General features: G+C 60.9%; 18 protein-coding genes. 5 read left to right on the forward strand and 13 right to left on the reverse strand.

Annotation, left to right across the window (positions count from 1 at the left end; genetic code table 11):
- Positions 1-166: 166 nt before the first annotated feature.
- The 5 genes from ACUZ9Q_RS00565 to ACUZ9Q_RS00585 all read right to left on the reverse strand — a co-directional run bounded on the left by ACUZ9Q_RS00565 (position 167) and on the right by ACUZ9Q_RS00585 (position 3,906).
- Complete coding sequence (locus ACUZ9Q_RS00565) at positions 167-766, reverse strand: lysine exporter LysO family protein (protein WP_449247142.1); 600 nt, start codon at positions 764-766, stop codon at positions 167-169.
- Entirely contained in the window at positions 756-1,088 is a 333-nt protein-coding gene (locus ACUZ9Q_RS00570) for a LysO family transporter (RefSeq protein WP_192113529.1), read from the reverse strand. Before ACUZ9Q_RS00570 ends, ACUZ9Q_RS00565 begins: the two co-directional genes overlap by 11 nt.
- A 90-nt stretch (positions 1,089-1,178) precedes the next feature.
- Positions 1,179-2,054, reverse strand: a complete 876-nt coding sequence (locus ACUZ9Q_RS00575) for a hypothetical protein (RefSeq protein WP_449247143.1) — start codon at positions 2,052-2,054, stop codon at positions 1,179-1,181.
- The gene (gene coaBC, locus ACUZ9Q_RS00580) at positions 2,036-3,289 is read right to left on the reverse strand and encodes a bifunctional phosphopantothenoylcysteine decarboxylase/phosphopantothenate--cysteine ligase CoaBC (RefSeq protein WP_192113531.1); all 1,254 of its coding nucleotides are present in this window, start codon (positions 3,287-3,289) and stop codon (positions 2,036-2,038) included. The genes ACUZ9Q_RS00575 and coaBC overlap by 19 nt, the downstream gene beginning before the upstream one ends.
- The gene (locus ACUZ9Q_RS00585; protein ID WP_192113532.1) at positions 3,286-3,906 is read right to left on the reverse strand and encodes a hypothetical protein; all 621 of its coding nucleotides are present in this window, start codon (positions 3,904-3,906) and stop codon (positions 3,286-3,288) included. Before ACUZ9Q_RS00585 ends, coaBC begins: the two co-directional genes overlap by 4 nt.
- A gap of 119 nt (positions 3,907-4,025) precedes the next feature.
- Between ACUZ9Q_RS00585 and queA the strand changes: the two genes are divergently transcribed.
- From queA to ACUZ9Q_RS00610, 5 genes are read left to right on the forward strand one after another with little or no spacing between them, the layout of a single operon-like run.
- Positions 4,026-5,123 carry a tRNA preQ1(34) S-adenosylmethionine ribosyltransferase-isomerase QueA gene (gene queA, locus ACUZ9Q_RS00590; RefSeq protein ID WP_215646856.1) on the forward strand — a complete coding sequence of 366 codons (1,098 nt, stop codon included), beginning with the start codon at positions 4,026-4,028 and terminating at the stop codon, positions 5,121-5,123.
- 39 nt (positions 5,124-5,162) lie between these two features.
- Complete coding sequence (locus ACUZ9Q_RS00595) at positions 5,163-5,387, forward strand: indolepyruvate ferredoxin oxidoreductase subunit alpha (protein ID WP_192113534.1); 225 nt, start codon at positions 5,163-5,165, stop codon at positions 5,385-5,387.
- On the forward strand, positions 5,384-6,490 hold the full coding sequence (vorB, locus tag ACUZ9Q_RS00600) for a 3-methyl-2-oxobutanoate dehydrogenase subunit VorB (protein WP_449247144.1): 1,107 nt from the start codon (positions 5,384-5,386) through the stop codon (positions 6,488-6,490). The genes ACUZ9Q_RS00595 and vorB overlap by 4 nt, the downstream gene beginning before the upstream one ends.
- Positions 6,491-6,492: 2 nt before the next feature.
- Positions 6,493-7,296 carry a thiamine pyrophosphate-dependent enzyme gene (locus tag ACUZ9Q_RS00605; RefSeq protein ID WP_022659889.1) on the forward strand — a complete coding sequence of 268 codons (804 nt, stop codon included), beginning with the start codon at positions 6,493-6,495 and terminating at the stop codon, positions 7,294-7,296.
- Entirely contained in the window at positions 7,289-7,831 is a 543-nt protein-coding gene (locus ACUZ9Q_RS00610; RefSeq protein WP_215646852.1) for a 2-oxoacid:acceptor oxidoreductase family protein, read from the forward strand. The genes ACUZ9Q_RS00605 and ACUZ9Q_RS00610 overlap by 8 nt, the downstream gene beginning before the upstream one ends.
- Before the next feature lie 104 nt (positions 7,832-7,935).
- On the opposite strand, the gene fumC is transcribed toward ACUZ9Q_RS00610, so the two are convergent.
- The 8 genes from fumC to mreC form a co-directional block, all read right to left on the reverse strand.
- Positions 7,936-9,396, reverse strand: coding sequence for a class II fumarate hydratase (gene fumC, locus ACUZ9Q_RS00615; RefSeq protein WP_428993644.1), 1,461 nt, complete (start codon positions 9,394-9,396; stop codon positions 7,936-7,938).
- Between the two features lie 93 nt (positions 9,397-9,489).
- Entirely contained in the window at positions 9,490-10,506 is a 1,017-nt protein-coding gene (gene gap, locus ACUZ9Q_RS00620) for a type I glyceraldehyde-3-phosphate dehydrogenase (protein WP_022659886.1), read from the reverse strand.
- Positions 10,507-10,709: 203 nt separating this feature from the next.
- Positions 10,710-11,264, reverse strand: coding sequence for a GAF domain-containing protein (locus tag ACUZ9Q_RS00625; protein WP_022659885.1), 555 nt, complete (start codon positions 11,262-11,264; stop codon positions 10,710-10,712).
- 355 nt (positions 11,265-11,619) lie between these two features.
- Positions 11,620-11,961 carry a bactofilin family protein gene (locus ACUZ9Q_RS00630; protein ID WP_192113538.1) on the reverse strand — a complete coding sequence of 114 codons (342 nt, stop codon included), beginning with the start codon at positions 11,959-11,961 and terminating at the stop codon, positions 11,620-11,622.
- A 23-nt stretch (positions 11,962-11,984) separates the two neighbouring features.
- Positions 11,985-13,091, reverse strand: a complete 1,107-nt coding sequence (gene rodA, locus ACUZ9Q_RS00635) for a rod shape-determining protein RodA (protein ID WP_192113590.1) — start codon at positions 13,089-13,091, stop codon at positions 11,985-11,987.
- Positions 13,092-13,274: 183 nt separating this feature from the next.
- The gene (gene mrdA, locus ACUZ9Q_RS00640; protein WP_227118452.1) at positions 13,275-15,191 is read right to left on the reverse strand and encodes a penicillin-binding protein 2; all 1,917 of its coding nucleotides are present in this window, start codon (positions 15,189-15,191) and stop codon (positions 13,275-13,277) included.
- The gene (locus ACUZ9Q_RS00645; RefSeq protein WP_192113540.1) at positions 15,175-15,645 is read right to left on the reverse strand and encodes a hypothetical protein; all 471 of its coding nucleotides are present in this window, start codon (positions 15,643-15,645) and stop codon (positions 15,175-15,177) included. The genes mrdA and ACUZ9Q_RS00645 overlap by 17 nt, the downstream gene beginning before the upstream one ends.
- Entirely contained in the window at positions 15,642-16,532 is an 891-nt protein-coding gene (gene mreC, locus ACUZ9Q_RS00650; RefSeq protein ID WP_192113541.1) for a rod shape-determining protein MreC, read from the reverse strand. Before mreC ends, ACUZ9Q_RS00645 begins: the two co-directional genes overlap by 4 nt.
- Positions 16,533-16,649: the final 117 nt, after the last annotated feature.

Here is a 16,649-nt window from a genome sequence, read left to right on the forward strand (position 1 = left end):
GGGAGCTTCCTTCCCTCGCTGCGCTCGCTCAGGTGATCTCCCTCCGCGACGCGTAAATGCCAGAGGCCGCTTTCGCTTCGTTCAATATTCGTTTCATCCAAATACCGCGGATAGCTTGGCCGGTTCACCCGCCCTCAAGCATGCGAGGTAATTCCTCTTCAATTTCCTACAATGTACAAAATAAAATCACCCAGAATGGTACGCTAAAATCCAGTACCATGCCATGTACGATGGAAACAAAGAGCCAGTCCTTGCCGCAATACCGGGTAATACCAGGCAGCGTTGTATCCATGGTAGATGCGCCGCCGCAACAGATCGGCGCCAGCGGCCCAAGATATCGCGCAAGCAGTGGCGTGAGCAGCAGGGTGATGAGCTCGCGGGCAATGTTGCTGATGAGCGCAATGGTGCCCAGCTCCGGCCCCTTGTACTGCGAAATGAAGATGGACGACAGCGAATAATAGGCAAAGCCCGCGCCCACAGCCATGCACTCGCTCACGCTGTACGCAAGAAACAGGCCCATGAGCGCCGTGCCCGCAAATGTGCCCACCGTGGTTGCCAGCGGCAGCAGCAGTACGCGAGGGCGCAGAGTGCGCAAAATTTCGCCAAGCCTGCGGTCTGAACCGATGGAAATGCCCACCAGTAGCATGAGCAGCCACAGGGCGTATATCGTGAAGTCGTGTTCCACCAGATAGGTGGGTATCAGCCCCATGCGCGCAAGCAGTACGCCGGAACAGAAAAAAAACAGGATGATGAGGCTACCCTTCATGACTGCGCGCCTCTGCATCTGTTGCCTTTTGCTGGGGTGAAATCCCCGCAGGCGTGGGCGTTTTGGTGAAAAATCGGCGAATCAGCGCCGCGCAGGCTAAGGAACCCAGAATGCCCGCTACCGTGAGGGCCAGAGCTGCGCCGCCAAGCCGGGGCAGGGACTGTATGAGCAGCTCGTTGCTGCCCACTGATATGCCCAGCGCAAAAAGCAGCAGCATGATGGCGGGTGTGACGCAGCGTGTCAGCGAGGTAATCCAGGGCTGGCCGCGCAGCAGAAAGCCAAGGGCCATGCCAAGAAAGGTGAGTCCAAGCGCAATAAACATGGAAAGAAAATCTCCTCTCGGTCGCCCATGAGCGACAATGAAGGGCCGTCCGAAGTGCGCGGCGACCCCCACGCGTCCTGTTGGCGGGGCTTACCGCAAAATGTGGCGCAGGGCTTCGCGCAGCAGGGCCAGCATGGATGCATAGCGCTGGTCGAACTGGAGCAGGTTGTCCACGTCCCAGAGAACCCATACCAGCTTGCCCCTGTGGCGTATCTGCTGCGGAGGTCGCAGCCCGCCGGGGAGCGCAACGGCATTGGCTGCCGCCGAACCCATGACCACCACGCCTCTGGCGCGAAGTTGGGCAGCGCCAGACCAGAATACGTCCGCATTGGCCGCAAAGCCATTGTCCGATATGGGCGGTACGGTTGGCGGCAATGCTTCGGGATCAGGCGGCAGGCACGAGGGCCAAAAGGTGTGCGTACCAGCGGGATGCCCCAGATCGTTCAGCAGGCGTTGCAAAAACTGGCGGCGTTCCATCCGGCCCGGGGTTTGCGGATCGCAGAGGTCGGGGCCAAGATTCCAGTATGTCCAGAGCACAGGGCCGGGGCGGGTCTGCTTCAGCCGTGCCTGCCAGGGGCCGGGCCACACATGGGGAGGCAGGGGCAGCCAAGCGGCGGCCTTGCTCTGCTCTGCGGCAGGAGCGGCTTCGGCTTGGGGGGCTGTTCTGCTGGCGGCATTGGCGGTATCCGGCCCTGCGGGCATGTGGGGTCGCCGTTGGGGGGGCACTTCACGGCTTGGCGCGGGGCTTGCTGGTCGAGGACTTTGCTGCTGACCACTTTGTTGCCATGGCTGGCGCTCCCGCGCGTGCTGGCCTGTGCGCGCCTGACCGTGGGCGTTGGCGGACGCAGCACGAGACGCCTCCTGTTGCGGGGCGGCAAAGGCATCGTAGCCTTCGGGCATGAGCAGGGTGGTAAGCCCCCGGCGCTGCCAGAGCGCGCTGACGGGGTTTACGAGCGCAAAAGCCATGAACACAGTTCCCAGGCCACATCAGCCTTGCTTTGGTTGGGCCAGATTTCTTCATGCCCGGTTGCGTCTACAACAGCCATGGAATTGGTGACAGCGCCAAAGCCGCTGTCTGTGGCGTTGACGCGGTTGGCGGCCAGCACATCAGCCTTTTTGCCTTGGAGCTTGGCATGGGCCAGCGGCAGCAGGGCCTGCATGTCAGCGGCGGTTTCCGCGGCAAAGCCCAGCACCTTTTGGCCTGGCTTGCGGCCCTCGGAAAGGGTGCGCAGAATATCAGGGTTGGGCGTAAAGGCCACGGTGAGGCCGTCCGGAGCGTCCGCTTTCTTGAATTTGCGGGGGCCAAAGGGCTGGGGCGAAAAATCCGCCACAGCAGCAGTGAACATGCCCATGTCCATGCCGGGCCAGAGATCGGCGGCGGCCTGAAACATGTCGCGGGCGCTCACAACGTCGTGCCGGGCGATTTCACGCGGCAAACGTGCGCGCACGCCGGGGCCGCAGATGGCAGTAACCTCTGCGCCGCGCAGCCATGCCGCCACTGCCAGCGCCGCGCCCATAAGGCCGCTGGAAGGATTTGACCAGAAGCGCACGCCGTCCCATGCCTCGCGGGTGGGGCCAAGAGTGACCATAACGCGCTTGCCCGCCATGTCCTGAGGTGAAAGCGCGCGCAGGGCAGCCAGAAAAATATCGTGCAGGGGGGCAAGACGTCCCTCGCCCTGTTCGCCGCAGGCTGTGCCGCCGCAGGCAGGGATTACAATGCGCACCCCGCGTTGCCGCAAAATATCAATGTTGGCCTGCGTGGCAGGATTGGCCCACATGCGCGGGTTCATGGCCGGGGCGATCACCATTGGCCCGTCAAAGGCCAGTGCCTGCGCCGCCAGCATGTCGCCCGCCGCACCGTGCGCCAGACGGAACAGGGCGTCAGCCGATGCCGGAGCCACTACCAGCGCCTGCGCGTGTTGCCCCGGTTCAAGGTGCGAAAAAACATCCTGCCCCTGCGAAAACATGTCTTCGTACACCGGGGCAGCGCCCAGCGACTCAAAGAGCAGGGGAGCCACAAAGCGGCGCGCGCCCGGAGTGAGCGTGGCCGAAACATGCATGCCCATGCCTGTCCATGCGCGCAAAAGATCGGCGGCCTTGTAGCAGGCCACGGAGCCGCACACGCCAAGGTGCAGACGTTTGCGTTCGTAACGGGTGCTCTGGTCAAAGGGAGTGTTCAGACCACTTTTGCTTTCGCTCATAGGTTTCGCTCCTGTAGACCGCCCTTGTTGCCGCCCCAGCTTTCTGTGAAGCCGGGCTTGGGGGAGGAATTCATGCCGCCGCCACCGCCAGAGCTTTCGCTGTAACCGGACGAGCTGCCGCTGCCGCTGTTGCCCCCGCCGTAGCCGCTGGCGCCAGTATTTTCCTGCATGGGCAGGGTTGCGCCATCGGGCATGCGGTCGGCAACCCATATGGCGAGTACGGTGCCCATGGTTTCCCGTTCAATAGTCAGCGTAGCCATTGTTGAGCCGCGTTCGTAAACGTATACGCTGCGTATGCCCTTGCGCTGGGCCATGCGCAAATGCCAGCCCTGACCCTGCAAACCGGTGAACATGATCTGGGCTACAAACCCCATGTCGGCATCACCGCGAAATATTTCAAGCCCTTGCGCGCCGCCAGCCCCAGCGGTCTGGTACCCGTGGGTGGGGAAACGCTGCATTCCGGCAGGTGTGGGAACCCCCAAAAGTTGGCTTGTGCCAGTATCAACACCGCCCGTAAGGGGGTCATTGGTAAAGGGATTGCTGATTTCCATCGTCGAGCAGCCCGCCATCAGAGCGGCAAGCAGGGTGACTGCAAGGATGACAAGCGGGCGTCGCATGGCTATAATCTCCTCCTCCCGGCGTGAAATGCTCCGGAAGCAACCCAAGTACACTAGCCCCTCAGCCGCATGCTGACAAGCCCGCGGCGCGAGAGGTTCATTAACGAGGCCCACGTATCATGCCCACTGAGGAAGCGGATTTTTTTCTCGAAAGTTATAATTTTGCATTGCCTGAAGCGCAGATAGCCCAGTTCCCGCCTGAAGAGCGCGGGAACTCGCGTCTGCTGGTCATGCCGCGCCAGGGCGCGCTTGAACTTGAGCACCACCAGTTCAGCGATCTGCCGGACTGCCTGCCCGAGGGCGCGTTGCTGGTAGCCAACAACTCCCGCGTATTGCAGGCGCGCCTGCTAGGAACACGCTCCACCGGCGGCAAGGTGGAGTTTCTGCTGCTCACGCCCCTGCCGCTGGTGCTTGAAAGGGCGCGGCCCGACAAGCTTGGCGGCTCCAGCGCCGAGGTTGAAGGGCTCATACGCTCTGGAGGCAGTATTCGTGACGGTGAAAAGCTTGAATTTGGCGCGGGCATCAGCGTGACCGTGCTGGAATCGGGTGAATTCGGGCATCGGCGTGTGCGTCTGGCCTGGGACGGCGACCTCTCCAAGGCCTTTGCCGCCACCGGGCACATTCCTCTGCCGCCCTACATCAAGCGGACAGATGCGGAAGAAGATCTGAGCCGCTACCAGACCATCTATTCCCGCGAGGACAAGACGGGTTCTGTGGCCGCGCCCACGGCGGGCCTGCACTTTACCCCCGAGATGCGAGAAACCCTGAAGGCCAGAGGCTTTCAGTGGGCGGACGTAACCCTGTATGTGGGGTACGGCACCTTCAGCCCTGTGCGCAGCGCCGACATCCGCGGGCACCGCATGCACAGGGAATATGTGGAAATACCCGAGGCAACGGCTCTTGCCATTGCCGAGGCCAAGCGTGAAGGGCGGCCTGTGATTGCCGTTGGCACCACCAGCCTGCGCTCTATGGAGGGCGTGGCCGAATTGTGCGGCAGGGTGCAGCCCTTTACCGGATGGACGGACATCTTTTTGTACCCCGGCAGACCCTTCCGCGTGGTTGACGGCCTGCTGACAAACTTTCATCTGCCTGAGTCCTCCCTGATTATGCTGGTTTCTGCCCTGGCAGGGCGCGAGCGTGTGCTTGCCGCTTATGCCGAGGCCGTGAGCAGGGGGTATCGGTTCTTCTCATATGGCGATGCCATGCTTATTCGCTGATTGTTTCATGAAGCGGGTGTGGAATCCCAAGGAGCTGAAATGTCAAGAGTTGTATTCATGGAAGAGCGCTGCAAGGGCTGCCGCCTGTGTGTGGAAGTCTGCCCGGTGCACATCCTCCGGCCTTCGGGCCGTTTTAACCGCCACGGTTATGAAGTGATGGAAATGGAAGGCCAATGCACGGGCTGTGCCTCGTGCGCGGTCATGTGTCCCGATGTGGCCATACGCGTGTTCAAAAGCGCGAAAACCAAGGGGGGCAAGGCATGAGCGCAGCAACCGAACGTGTGCTCATCAAGGGCAACGAAGCCGTGGCCTTTGGCGCCATAGATGCGGGCTGCCGCTGCTATTTCGGCTACCCCATCACCCCGCAGAATGAAGTGCCGGAATCCCTCTCCAGCCTCTTGCCCGAAGTCGGCGGCCAGTTTGTGCAGGCCGAAAGCGAAGTCGGCGCCATCAACATGGTGCTGGGTGCGGCAGCCAGCGGCATTCCTGCGCTTACGTCATCCTCCAGTTGCGGCATTTCGCTCATGCAGGAAGGCATTTCCTACATGGCGGGCAGCCAGATCCCCGGCGTGATCGTCAACATGCAGCGCGGCGGCCCCGGCCTAGGCGATATCGGCCCCTCGCAGGGCGATTATTTTCAGGCCGTCAAGGGCGGCGGGCACGGCGACCACCGCAATCTGGTGCTGGCCCCCTCCACCGCTCAGGAATGCTATGATTTCATGTTCAGGGCCTTTGCCCTGGCATTCAAATACGCCAACCCGGTCATGGTGCTGGGCGACGCCATCGTGGGCCAGATCAAGGAACCCGTGCGCCGCGTGCCGCCCAAGGACGCCGTGCCCGCCGAGGAACTGGCCGCCCTTGCCGCGCCCTGGCGCATGGAAGGTTATGGCCGCCGTGGCCCCGGCGCGCAGCCGCGCCTGCTCAAGTCGGTCTATCTGGCCGAAGGGGCATTGGCCGAGCGCAACCGCATGCTCATGCGCAAGTACGAATCCATGAAGGCCGATTGCGCCTTTGAATGCGTTGATACTGACGATGTGGAACTGATCGTGGTGGCCTTTGGCTCCATTGCCCGCATTGCGCGCAGCGCCATCCGCCAGTTGCGCGCCCAGGGGCATAAAATCGGCCTGTTCCGGCCCATTACCCTGTTCCCCTTCCCGGATGAAGCCCTGCGCGCGCTTGCGCCCGGCCGGCGTTTTCTGGTTATGGAGCAGAACACGGGGCAGATGGTGGAAGATGTCCGTCTGGCCCTCTTTGGCCAGCCGGGTGTTGCGCCCGCATCCGTGCTGTGGCACGGCGTCATGCCGGGGCTGTTCATTGGTGCCGATGCCCTGCGCGAACCCATGCTTCAGGCCCTCAAGGAGAACTAATCATGCAAGCTCAGGAACTGGACGCATTGCGTCCCGCCGAGGGCGAAAGCCTGGTTTTTGATACCAATCCCGTGCTCAACGAGCGCCCCACCCACTATTGCCCCGGATGCCACCACGGCATTGCCCACAGGCTGGTGAGCGAGGTGCTGCACGAGCTGGGCGTGGCCGAACGCACCATTCTGGTGGCCTCGGTGGGCTGCGCCACCTTTACCTACGATTACTTTAACGTGGACGGCCTTGAGGCCCCGCATGGCCGGGCCTGCGCCGTGGCCACCGGTGTGCGCCGCGCGCGCCCGGACGCCGTGGTGTTCACCTATCAGGGCGACGGCGACATGGCAGCCATCGGCATGGCCGAATCCATGCACGCCGCCAACCGTGGCGAAAAGATCACCGGCATCTTCATCAACAACACGGTGTACGGCATGACCGGCGGGCAGATGGCCCCCACCACCCTGGTGGGACAAAAGACCACCACATCGCGGCAGGGACGCTCCATCAGCAACGAGGGCGGCCCCATCCGTATGGCCGAAATCATGGCCCAGCTGGACGGCGTGGCCTATTCCGCCCGCTGCTCGCTGGATTCGGTCAAGCATGTGCGCGAATCCAAAAAGGCCATGCGCAAAGCCTTTGAAGTGCAGTTGCAGGGCCTTGGCTTTGGCTTTATCGAGCTGCTTTCCGGCTGCCCCACCAACTGGCATCTGGATCCCATTGCTGCCAACAAGCGGATTGCCGAGGCCATGATGCCCGTATTCCCCCTTGGGGTGTACAAGGATGTGACGGCCAGCGTGGAGGCGGATCATGTCTAACGCATATCAGGATGTGATTATTGCCGGTTTTGGCGGTCAGGGCGTCATGCTCATCGGCAACCTGCTGGCGCAGGCTGGCATGGAGCACGGGCTTGAGGTGAGCTTTATCCCCGTTTACGGGGCAGAAATGCGCGGCGGCACGGCCAACTGCACGGTGGTGCTTGATGAGCACCCCATCGGTTCGCCTCTGGTGCGTGAACCCATGTCCACCATCATTCTCAACGAGCCTTCGCTTTCCAAGTTCCAGCCCCGGCTGAGCGCGGACGGCGTGCAGATCGTCAATGCCTCGCTGGTGGCGGAGAACCTGCTCGATGCCGCAAAGCGCACGGTGTACATTCCCGTGAACGACATGGCCCACGAACTGGGCAATGTGAAAATGGCCAACATGGTGGCCCTGGGCGCATGGCTCAAGGCAACGGGCGCACTGCCCCTCAATGTGATGCAGGAAGCGCTGAACCGCGTGGTCAGCGCGCACTACGCCAAATTGATCTCCGCCAACGCCAAGGCGCTGGAGCAGGGCTACAACTTCGCATAGCATGCGGCCCGCCCGTGCGGGACGCTTTTGCAGAATAAAAACAACATCCGGCAGGGGTTTCCCTGCCGGATGTTTGATTTCAGGGCGCGTGCAGGCCGCAGAGCCTACGCCCCAGCCAGCCCATTGCCGATCATGGTTTCGGGCCGCACGATGTTGTCAAACTGTTCCGCGGTCACGCTTCCCAGCTCCAGCGCCGCCTGCCTGAGGGTGAGCCCCTCCGCCGAGGCCTTTTCTGCAATTTTTGCCGCCTGCTGGTAGCCAATGACGGGCGAAAGCGCCGTGACCAGCATCAGGGAATTATTGACGAACGAATCAATTTTCTCCCTGTTGAGCCTTGTGCCTTCAACGGAATGTTCCCTGAACTTGCGGCAGCCGTCGCCCAGAATATTTATGGATTGCAGCACGTTTTTGATGGCTACGGGGCGCATGACATTGAGTTCAAAATTGCCCTGGCTGCCCGCAATGGCCACGGCGCTGTCGTTGCCCATGACCTGTATGGCGATCATGATCAGGGCCTCGCACTGGGTGGGGTTGATCTTGCCGGGCATGATGGACGAGCCGGGTTCGTTTTCCGGCAATTGCAGTTCGCCCAGCCCGCAGCGCGGGCCAGCCGCCAGCCAGCGCATGTCGTTGGCTATTTTGACCAGAGCCACGGCCAGCCCCCGCAGGGCGGCGCTGAAGCGCACAATGGCGTCCTGGGAGGCAAGGGCCATGAACTTGTTGGGCGCTGTGACAAAGGGCTTGCCCGTGATGCTCGCCAGTTCTTCCGCAACTGCCATGCTGAAGCCCTTTGGCGCGTTCAGCCCGGTGCCCACGGCGGTGCCGCCCAGAGCCAGGGGGTAGAGTCCCTCGCGGGCGGTCTGGATGTCCGCAACGCAGGCCCGCAGTTGGGCGGCATAGCCAGACCATTCCTGCCCCACGCTGAGGGGCACTGCATCCTGCAAGTGGGTGCGGCCAATCTTGACCACGTCCATCCACTGCACGGCCTTGCGTTCCACTGCATCGGCCAGGGCTTCCACCTCCGGCAGCAGACGCGCATCGCAGCTCTGCACAGCAGCCAGATGCATGGCCGTAGGAAAGGCGTCGTTGGACGACTGGCTCATGTTCACATCATCATTGGGGCCAACGGGTTTCTGACTGCCCATGACGCCGCCGAGCAACTGGATGGCGCGGTTGGACAGCACCTCGTTCACATTCATGTTGGTCTGGGTGCCGGAACCAGTCTGCCACACGTAGAGCGGAAAATGTTCGTCCAGCAGGCCGTCCATGCCTTCCTGCGCGGCGCGGTCAATGGCCTGTGTCTTCCAGCCGGGCAGCCGCCCCATGCGGGCGTTGACCTGTGCGCTGGCCTTTTTGATCAGGCAGAGGGCGCGGCAGATTTCCAGCGGCATCTTGTCGTCGCCAATGGAAAAATGTTCGAGCGAGCGCTGCGTCTGCGCACCCCAGTAACGGTTGGCAGGCACCATGACCTGGCCCATGCTGTCAAACTCTTCGCGTTCTCCAGCGGCGTCTATGCCCACAGGAAGATCAAGAACAGAGGGTTCCTTTTGTGCTGTACTGCTCACGGCGCGCTCCTCCCTGCACGAACAACGGCCCCCGGCCCGCTCCTTGCGAAGCGGCTGACCGGGGGCCGTTCTGTGCCGTTATACGGTGCTGTGCTAGAAGCCCTTGGCCCCCATGAGGCAGGCGAGGTCGCACACGCGGTTGGAATAGCCCCATTCGTTGTCGTACCAGGCCACAATCTTGACAAGGCGGCCTTCCTGCACGGTGGTGTAGGGGGCTTCAAGAATGGAAGAATGCGGGTCGCCCTTGAAGTCCATGGAGACCAGGGGTTTTTCGTTGTAAGCCAGAATGCCCTTGAGGTAGGTTTCCGAAGCTTCCTTGAGTTCGCCGAGCAGGCTTTCGGTGTCGGTGGATTTTTCCAGAATGCCCGAAAAGTCCACAACCGAAACCGTGGGCGTGGGCACACGCAGCGAATAGCCCGTGAACTTGCCCTTGAGTTCGGGAATAACCTTGGCTACTGCCTGAGCCGCGCCGGTGGAGGTGGGGATGATGTTGCAGGCGGCGGCGCGGGCGCGACGCGGGTCCTTGTGGGCCATGTCGAGAATTCGCTGGTCGTTGGTATAGGCATGGATGGTGGTCATGTTGCCCATCTGGATGCCGAATTTGCGCTGCAACACAAGAGCCACCGGGGCAAGGCAGTTGGTGGTGCACGAGGCGTTGGACACGACGTGGTGCTTGGCCGGGTCGTACTGCTCGTGGTTCACGCCCATGACGATGGTGATGTCTTCGTCCTTGGCGGGGGCGGTGATGATGACCTTTTTTGCGCCGTTTTCAATATGCACGGCCGCCTGGGTGGCAGAGCGGAAGATGCCCGTGCTTTCCACCACGATGTCAACATCATGCGCGCCCCAGGTAAGCTGCTTGGGGTCGCGCTCTGCAAAGCAGTGGATGTTCCAGTCGCCTACTGTGGCGTCCTGACCGTTGACCTTGGCGTCAAGGTTGGCACGTCCATAGACGGAATCGTATTCCAGCAGGTGGAAATTGGATTCCGCGTCAAACAGGTCGTTGATGGCGACCACTTCCACTTTGTCGCGGTAGCTCTGGTGCAGGGCGCGGAAAACCTGCCGCCCAATACGGCCAAAGCCGTTGATGCCTACTTTGATTCTGCTCATATGCAAGTTCCTCATAGCGTAGAGGGAAAAATCGTTGTCGTGCGCTGCCGCCGGAATTCAACGGCTCAAATTTGCAAAGCGCATGCCCTGCGCCCGACTGTTCTGGCCCCGGACGAAAGCCCTGCCACTTTTAGGCAATGCCTTTGCTGCACGGGCTGTTGAAAACCTGCCAGGCAGCCGGGACAAAATCGCCTGTGCGCGGCCTAGTCTTCGTAGAGAGAGTAGGCGTGTTTGGCCATCAGCTCGTAATTGTTGCGCAGGGCTTCATGCAGGCGGGAGTTTTCAATGGCCAGCGCCGAAATGGCAGCCACGGCTTCCATGAAGGTTTCCTCGTCGGCGCTGAATTCGCGCTCCACGTCGGAGTACACGCGGATGAGGCCAATGGCTTTGCCGTCAGCCATGAGGGGGGAGGACAGCACGGAAACAAGGCCTTCGGCCTTGGCCGATTCCGGGTACTGAAAACGCCCGTCGGCGGTGGCGTCCTTAAGGTGAATGGTCTTGCCGGAAAGCACTTCGCCGTCAAGGCCGCTGCGTTTCACTTCCACCGGGCCTTTACGCATGTAGGTGGAGGAAAGACCGTGGGCGGCGCTGGGCAGCAAGAAGCGTCCGGTGCTGTCCAGCAGACGGATGGTGCTTGCTTTGCAGCCCATGGTAACGGCGGTTTGCTCGGTGATTTTGTGCAGAACTTCGCGGGGCTCAAGGCTGGAGTTGATAACCAGCGCCACATCCCTGAGCGCACGGAAATAATCGTGTGCCATAGGTGCCTCCTGAGGAAAGCGTTTCGACAGGCATTAAAGCCTGCCGCGCATGAATTGTTGATCTGGTTTGTAACACGTTTTCCAGTTCCAACTATGCGCTATTTTTCTGCATCAGGCAAATGTGGTGTGGCATGGCCCGGCGAATATGCCATAAACAGGCAAGAGTGCACCAATGCAGCGCTATTTCAGGAGGCTGCTGGCCGGGATACTTGCATTGGCAGGATCCTTTCTGGGCAGCGCAGCAAAATTGCCGCAGGCTCTTATCGATCTGTCCGCGCAGGGAAGCCGAACGTTGAGAAAACGCGGCTTGGCGCACCCTCAGGCGTTCTTGCTTTGCCCCCTAAGCCTTGGGCCCTTAAGCCTTGGGCTTGACCGGGGCCTTCATGCTGATCTGGCCTTCAATAATGCCGCCTTCTTCCGTAAGCAGATTGGGCGTGACAACCTGACCTTCGAGCACCCCGGAGCTGTAAACCACGATGCGGCGTTTGGCCGTCACATCGCCGGTGAAGTGGCCGGAAAGCAGCAGTTCACCCACATCAAGGGTGCCCTGCACCTGAGCATCCTTGCCCACGTTGAGCGTACCGTCACTGACAATTTCGCCAGTATAGCGGCCTTCAATGCGCACAGTGCCCTTGAAGTTGAGCTTGCCTTCATAGACGGTATCGGAGCCGAGGTACGCTATTTCGTCCTTTGCCACGTTTATCCCCTTTGGCTTTACAGTTAGCTTTTAAACATGAAACGTCGCATGGACACGTTGAGTACAATGCCAAGCAGTGTGAAGTTGACCACCGTGGCGCTGCCGCCGTAGCTGATGAAGGGCAAGGGAATGCCCACCACCGGCATGAGGCCTATGACCATGCCCATGTTGATAAAAATCTGCCAGAAAAAGTAAAAAAACACCCCAACCACCAGGGTACTGCCAAAGCGATCCTTGGCCTGAACTGCGGTTGAGAAGATGGAAAGCAAAAACAGGCAGAACAGCGTGACCAGAGCCACGCAGCCCACAAAACCCCATTCCTCGCCAAAAACAGCCACGGCAAAGTCGGAGTGGCGTTCGGGCAGAAAGCGCAACTGGCTCTGCGTGCCTTCGCGAAAACCCTTGCCCCACAATTCGCCCGATCCAATGGCAATGCGCGACTGGATGATGTGATACCCTGTGCCGCGCGGGTCGTTGCCGGGGTCCAGAAACGTCAGGATGCGCTGGCGCTGGTAATCGTGCATACCCACAAACCACATGAAGGCCACAGCGGCTGGCGCTACCAGCAGGCATGTTTTGAGCACGTAGCCCTTAAGCCCGTGGAACAGGATCATGCCGCCCATGATCAGCAATATGAGCAGGGTAGTGCCCAGATCGGGCTGAACGATGATAAGCCCGCAAGGAATAAGGCCCACGCAAAGCACGCTGCAAAAATTTTTCCAGCCCAGGGGGCGGCTGTCGCGCGCCAGCAGGCGCGCCACCAGAACCAGCACGGAAAGCTTGGCCATTTCTGAAGGCTGCAAGCTCATGAAACCCAGCGAAATCCAGCGCTTGGCACCGTAGACTGTTTTGCCCGCAATGGGCACCAGCAGCAGAAGAAAGACGGTTATGAGAAAGAAAGGCCAGGCAAGGTTGCGCAACTGGCGGTAGTCAAAAACCATTGCCAGCAGCATGCATACCACGCCGCACAGGCCCCAGATCAGCTGGCGCTGATAAAAGGAATTGAATGCCAGGCCAGATTCCACGCGCGTACCGCTGGCGGAATACAGGTTGCCCACGCCCACAAGATAGAGCAGCAGCATACAGGCCAGAAGGCCCCAGTTGATATAGCTGAAAAGGCGATTATCCATGCCGCTTGTCCGCTTGTCAGGAATGCGTGGTTGCAGGGTGGTCTGAAAAGGCTTGTCCATGTGCCGCGCACCGCAACACTCCTTGCCCGTGGCGGGCCTTGCTGCGATTGTTGGCTGCGCTCTTGCCATTGGAGCAAACATTGTTTGCGCCTGTGCGCGGTGCCGGCTCTTTGCGCATGTTGCCTAGTCCGTGGGGTCTACGGCTGCGGTTGGGGCGGGCAACACGATCATGGGCGCGTTGGGGTCAGGCCCGAAAAGATAGTCGTAAACCTTGCGGGCCACAGGGCCAGCCACACTTGAACCGCCGCCGCCGTGTTCTACCATGACAATAACCACGTAGGTTTTGCCGTCTTTAACACCCCAGGTGGCAATCCAGGCGTGGTCACGCTGGGCGTATTCCATTTCTGACATTTTCAGGCGGCGGTCGCCCGCGGCCATCTTGAGTTTGACCACCTGCGCCGTGCCTGTTTTACCGCCCATGTCGGCATCCTTGCGGCCCACAACCTTGGCTGTGCCGCCGTTGGCAGTGCGGCGCATGGCCTCCACCACAAACTTGAGCGTTTCAGGCTTGGCGGGTACGCGCCCGCGCACTTCGCGGGTGGCGTCATCCACAAGCTGGGGCTTGAGCAGATCGCCGCCGTTGAGCAGGGCCGAAACAAATACTGCTACCTGCACCGGTGTCACCAGGGTGTAGCCCTGGCCGATGGACACGTTGTAGGTTTCACCGCGTGTCCACGGGCGACCAAAACGCCGCCGTTTCCAGTCGCGCGAAGGCACAAGACCCGATTTTTCGTGCGGCAGATCAATGCCTGTAGGCCGCCCGAATCCACAAGCCTTGGCGAATTCTTCCAACTTGTCAATGCCCAGGCGGTCGCCCATCTGGTAGAAATAGACGTCGCAGGAGTCGATGAGCGCGTGCACGAGGTCTTCCGAGCCGTGCCCGCCACGCTTCCAGCAGCGGAAAATCTGGTTGCCCAGCTTGACCTGACCGGGGCAGAACACGCTTTCGCGCGGGTTAACGCCCTTTTCAAGCAGCATGGTGGCCATAACCAGCTTCCATACGGAACCTGGGGGGTACACGCTCTGGATAACGCGGTTCTGCAAGGGAAAGCGGTTGTTGGTGCGCAGGGCGTCCCAGTCGCGTTGCGAAATGCCCGCAGCAAAAAGATTGTTGTCGTAGGCCGGGGATGTCACCAGCGCGCGCAGTTTGCCGCTGTCCGGCTCCATGACCACGATGCAGCCAGCCTCGCCGCCGAGGGCGTCCCAGGCGGCCTTTTGCAGGCCCGCATCGAGCGAAAGATGTATTTCGTGCCCGCCGCGCGGTTCATCGCGCAGGGTCTTGCCAAGCACCCGGGCGTGGGCGTCAACCTCGACATCGTACAATCCCTTGCGGCCCCGCAACTGCTTTTCCAGCTCCAGTTCCAGCCCTTGCTTGCCCACCAGATCGCCCATGGCAAGGGCGCTGTCCGCGGCCATTTCCTGCTCGTTGGCTTCTGCAACGTAGCCAAGAATATGGGCGAAAAGTTCTTTCTCGGGGTAGCTGCGCTTGGTGCGCACCACAATTTCAAGCCCCGGCCATTCGTGAATCTCGGATTCAATGCGGGCCACAAGGTCAAAGTCGATATCGGTGATGAGCAGCAGAGGCTCAAAGGGTTTGACCTTGAAGCGGTCCTGACGGAACTTGTCCCAGACCTGCTGGAGGGGAATGCCCGACCATTCGCTTATCTGGGCCAGGGTGGCCGGGATGTCGTGGCAGTCTTCGCGTACGATGGAAAGGCCGTAGGCGGTGCGGTTGTCGGCCAGCACCTTGCCCTTGTCGTCCATGATGCGCCCGCGCGGGGCAAAGATGCGCTCAATGCGCAGGCGGTTGTCCTGCGCCTGACGCGCAAACTCTTCACCCCTGTGCACCTGCAAATACCAGAAGCGCACCACAAGCACAAAAAACATCAGACCCACCAGAACCTGAAGCAGGATTGCGCCCGCGCGCGGCGGCTGATAGCCCTCGCTCTCGACCTGAATCTTGAGCCAGGAGCGAATGCCCTTATGCTGCGCCTTGTCTTTGTGCGCCAGCAGCGAGGTATTGTCAGTTTTCCTGATCATCGGGGTTCCAGTGGCGGGTGGCCACCAACAGCCGCCAGGCGAAGGGCACAAAGATGGCCTGAATCAGGCTTGTGTCCAGGGTTCCCTGCACATCGAAAGGCAGGTTCTGCAAAGGGGCCATGAGCCACGCAATGGCGTAGTATGCGGCGCCCAGGCAGGCTGACAGCAAAAAGACAAAAATGAAATTTTCCACTTCAAACAGCCAGCGGCCCATCTTGAACAGCAAGATGACTGCGGCATACCAGACAATGACGGCCCCGAAGGGGCGCGTGCCCATGCCTTCCTGCAACAGGATGAACACGGGCAGCAGCCAGAGCATATTTTTATAATCCCGTTCCTGCAACAGGATGATCAGGCCAACCGTGAGCACATCAAGCCCCGGTACCGCCGCCTGCAAAACAATGGCGCAGGCCATGAAAAAGGCCCACCATGCAATGCTGCGGAGCGTCCTCATGGCGTGGCGCTTTTGGGCGCGGGCGGGCCCACGAATTCTTTGGGAGCTTCGCTGGGTTCCAGCGGGCGGGGCGCGCCGGTGGATTCGAGCAGCAGCACTTCTTCAAGGTGTTGCAGGTCAACCAGCGGTTCTGCCTTGATGGCCATGAACTGGGTGTAGTCCGAAGGAGCCACGCGCAGTACGCGCGCCACAGGTATGCCCTTGGGGTACTTGCCGTCCAGACCGGAGGTGATGATTATTTCGCCGGGCTTGACCTTGGCATCGCGCTGCACAAAGTTGACTTCAAGCTTTTGGCCCGTGCCCATGCCCATGAGGATGCCGGGAGCCCGGCTTTCCTGCGAAAAAACGGCTATGCGGCTGCTGGGATCAGTGAGCAGCAACACAATGGAACTGTGGGCGCTGGCCTTGAGAACGCGGCCAACCAGGCCAAGGTGCGTGACCAGCGGCGTGCCCGGACGCCCGCCCGTGCTGTAACCCCGGCTGATGGTGATGCTGTCCAGAACGGCGTTGGGGCCCATGCGGCCGGAAAGAACGCGGGCTCCAAGGGGACGCCATGTCTGGTCTACCGGCAGTTGCACCAGCGCGCGCAGGCGTTTGAGCTCGGCCAGATCTTCGCCATTGGCAAGCAGGCGCGCTTCGAGTTCGTCCACCTTTTGCTTGAGGGCTTCGTTTTCTTCGCGCACGCCCACAAGGTCAAAATAGCGATCCCACATGTTTTCCGCAGCGTCCTGCGCCGAACGAACGGGCGTGAGCACCGCGCCGGTGATTTCAAGCCCCAGTTTCGCGGCCAGGTCGTCCAGAACGCGCGTGCGCTGATTCCAGGAATACATGCCCAGAAACAGGATGAGCAAAATGCCCGCGAGGAGGAGAAGACGCCGCAGTGTCACAGGCGGAAGCTCCTGAAAGCCGGTGCGGAATAAATCGCGCCCCTGTACCGGAGACGCAGAACCGGAAGCTCGTGTTCCGGCATTGCGTCAGCCGCACAGGGGCGCGAGGACAAGGTC

The organism is Desulfovibrio desulfopostgatei, from assembly GCF_053570645.1.

What these genes read in the sequence shown, in the direction of transcription:
- coaBC (WP_192113531.1), bottom strand. Translation starts at nt 3,289, where the DNA reads ATGAGCGAAAGCAAAAGTGGTCTGAACACTCCCTTTGACCAGAGCACC.
- ACUZ9Q_RS00610 (WP_215646852.1), top strand. Translation starts at nt 7,289, where the DNA reads ATGTCTAACGCATATCAGGATGTGATTATTGCCGGTTTTGGCGGTCAG.
- mrdA (WP_227118452.1), bottom strand. Translation starts at nt 15,191, where the DNA reads ATGATCAGGAAAACTGACAATACCTCGCTGCTGGCGCACAAAGACAAG.
- ACUZ9Q_RS00570 (WP_192113529.1), bottom strand. Translation starts at nt 1,088, where the DNA reads ATGTTTATTGCGCTTGGACTCACCTTTCTTGGCATGGCCCTTGGCTTT.
- ACUZ9Q_RS00605 (WP_022659889.1), top strand. Translation starts at nt 6,493, where the DNA reads ATGCAAGCTCAGGAACTGGACGCATTGCGTCCCGCCGAGGGCGAAAGC.
- ACUZ9Q_RS00565 (WP_449247142.1), bottom strand. Translation starts at nt 766, where the DNA reads ATGAAGGGTAGCCTCATCATCCTGTTTTTTTTCTGTTCCGGCGTACTG.
- vorB (WP_449247144.1), top strand. Translation starts at nt 5,384, where the DNA reads ATGAGCGCAGCAACCGAACGTGTGCTCATCAAGGGCAACGAAGCCGTG.
- rodA (WP_192113590.1), bottom strand. Translation starts at nt 13,091, where the DNA reads ATGGATAATCGCCTTTTCAGCTATATCAACTGGGGCCTTCTGGCCTGT.
- queA (WP_215646856.1), top strand. Translation starts at nt 4,026, where the DNA reads ATGCCCACTGAGGAAGCGGATTTTTTTCTCGAAAGTTATAATTTTGCA.
- gap (WP_022659886.1), bottom strand. Translation starts at nt 10,506, where the DNA reads ATGAGCAGAATCAAAGTAGGCATCAACGGCTTTGGCCGTATTGGGCGG.
- ACUZ9Q_RS00595 (WP_192113534.1), top strand. Translation starts at nt 5,163, where the DNA reads ATGTCAAGAGTTGTATTCATGGAAGAGCGCTGCAAGGGCTGCCGCCTG.
- ACUZ9Q_RS00575 (WP_449247143.1), bottom strand. Translation starts at nt 2,054, where the DNA reads ATGGCTTTTGCGCTCGTAAACCCCGTCAGCGCGCTCTGGCAGCGCCGG.
- ACUZ9Q_RS00625 (WP_022659885.1), bottom strand. Translation starts at nt 11,264, where the DNA reads ATGGCACACGATTATTTCCGTGCGCTCAGGGATGTGGCGCTGGTTATC.
- ACUZ9Q_RS00645 (WP_192113540.1), bottom strand. Translation starts at nt 15,645, where the DNA reads ATGAGGACGCTCCGCAGCATTGCATGGTGGGCCTTTTTCATGGCCTGC.
- ACUZ9Q_RS00585 (WP_192113532.1), bottom strand. Translation starts at nt 3,906, where the DNA reads ATGCGACGCCCGCTTGTCATCCTTGCAGTCACCCTGCTTGCCGCTCTG.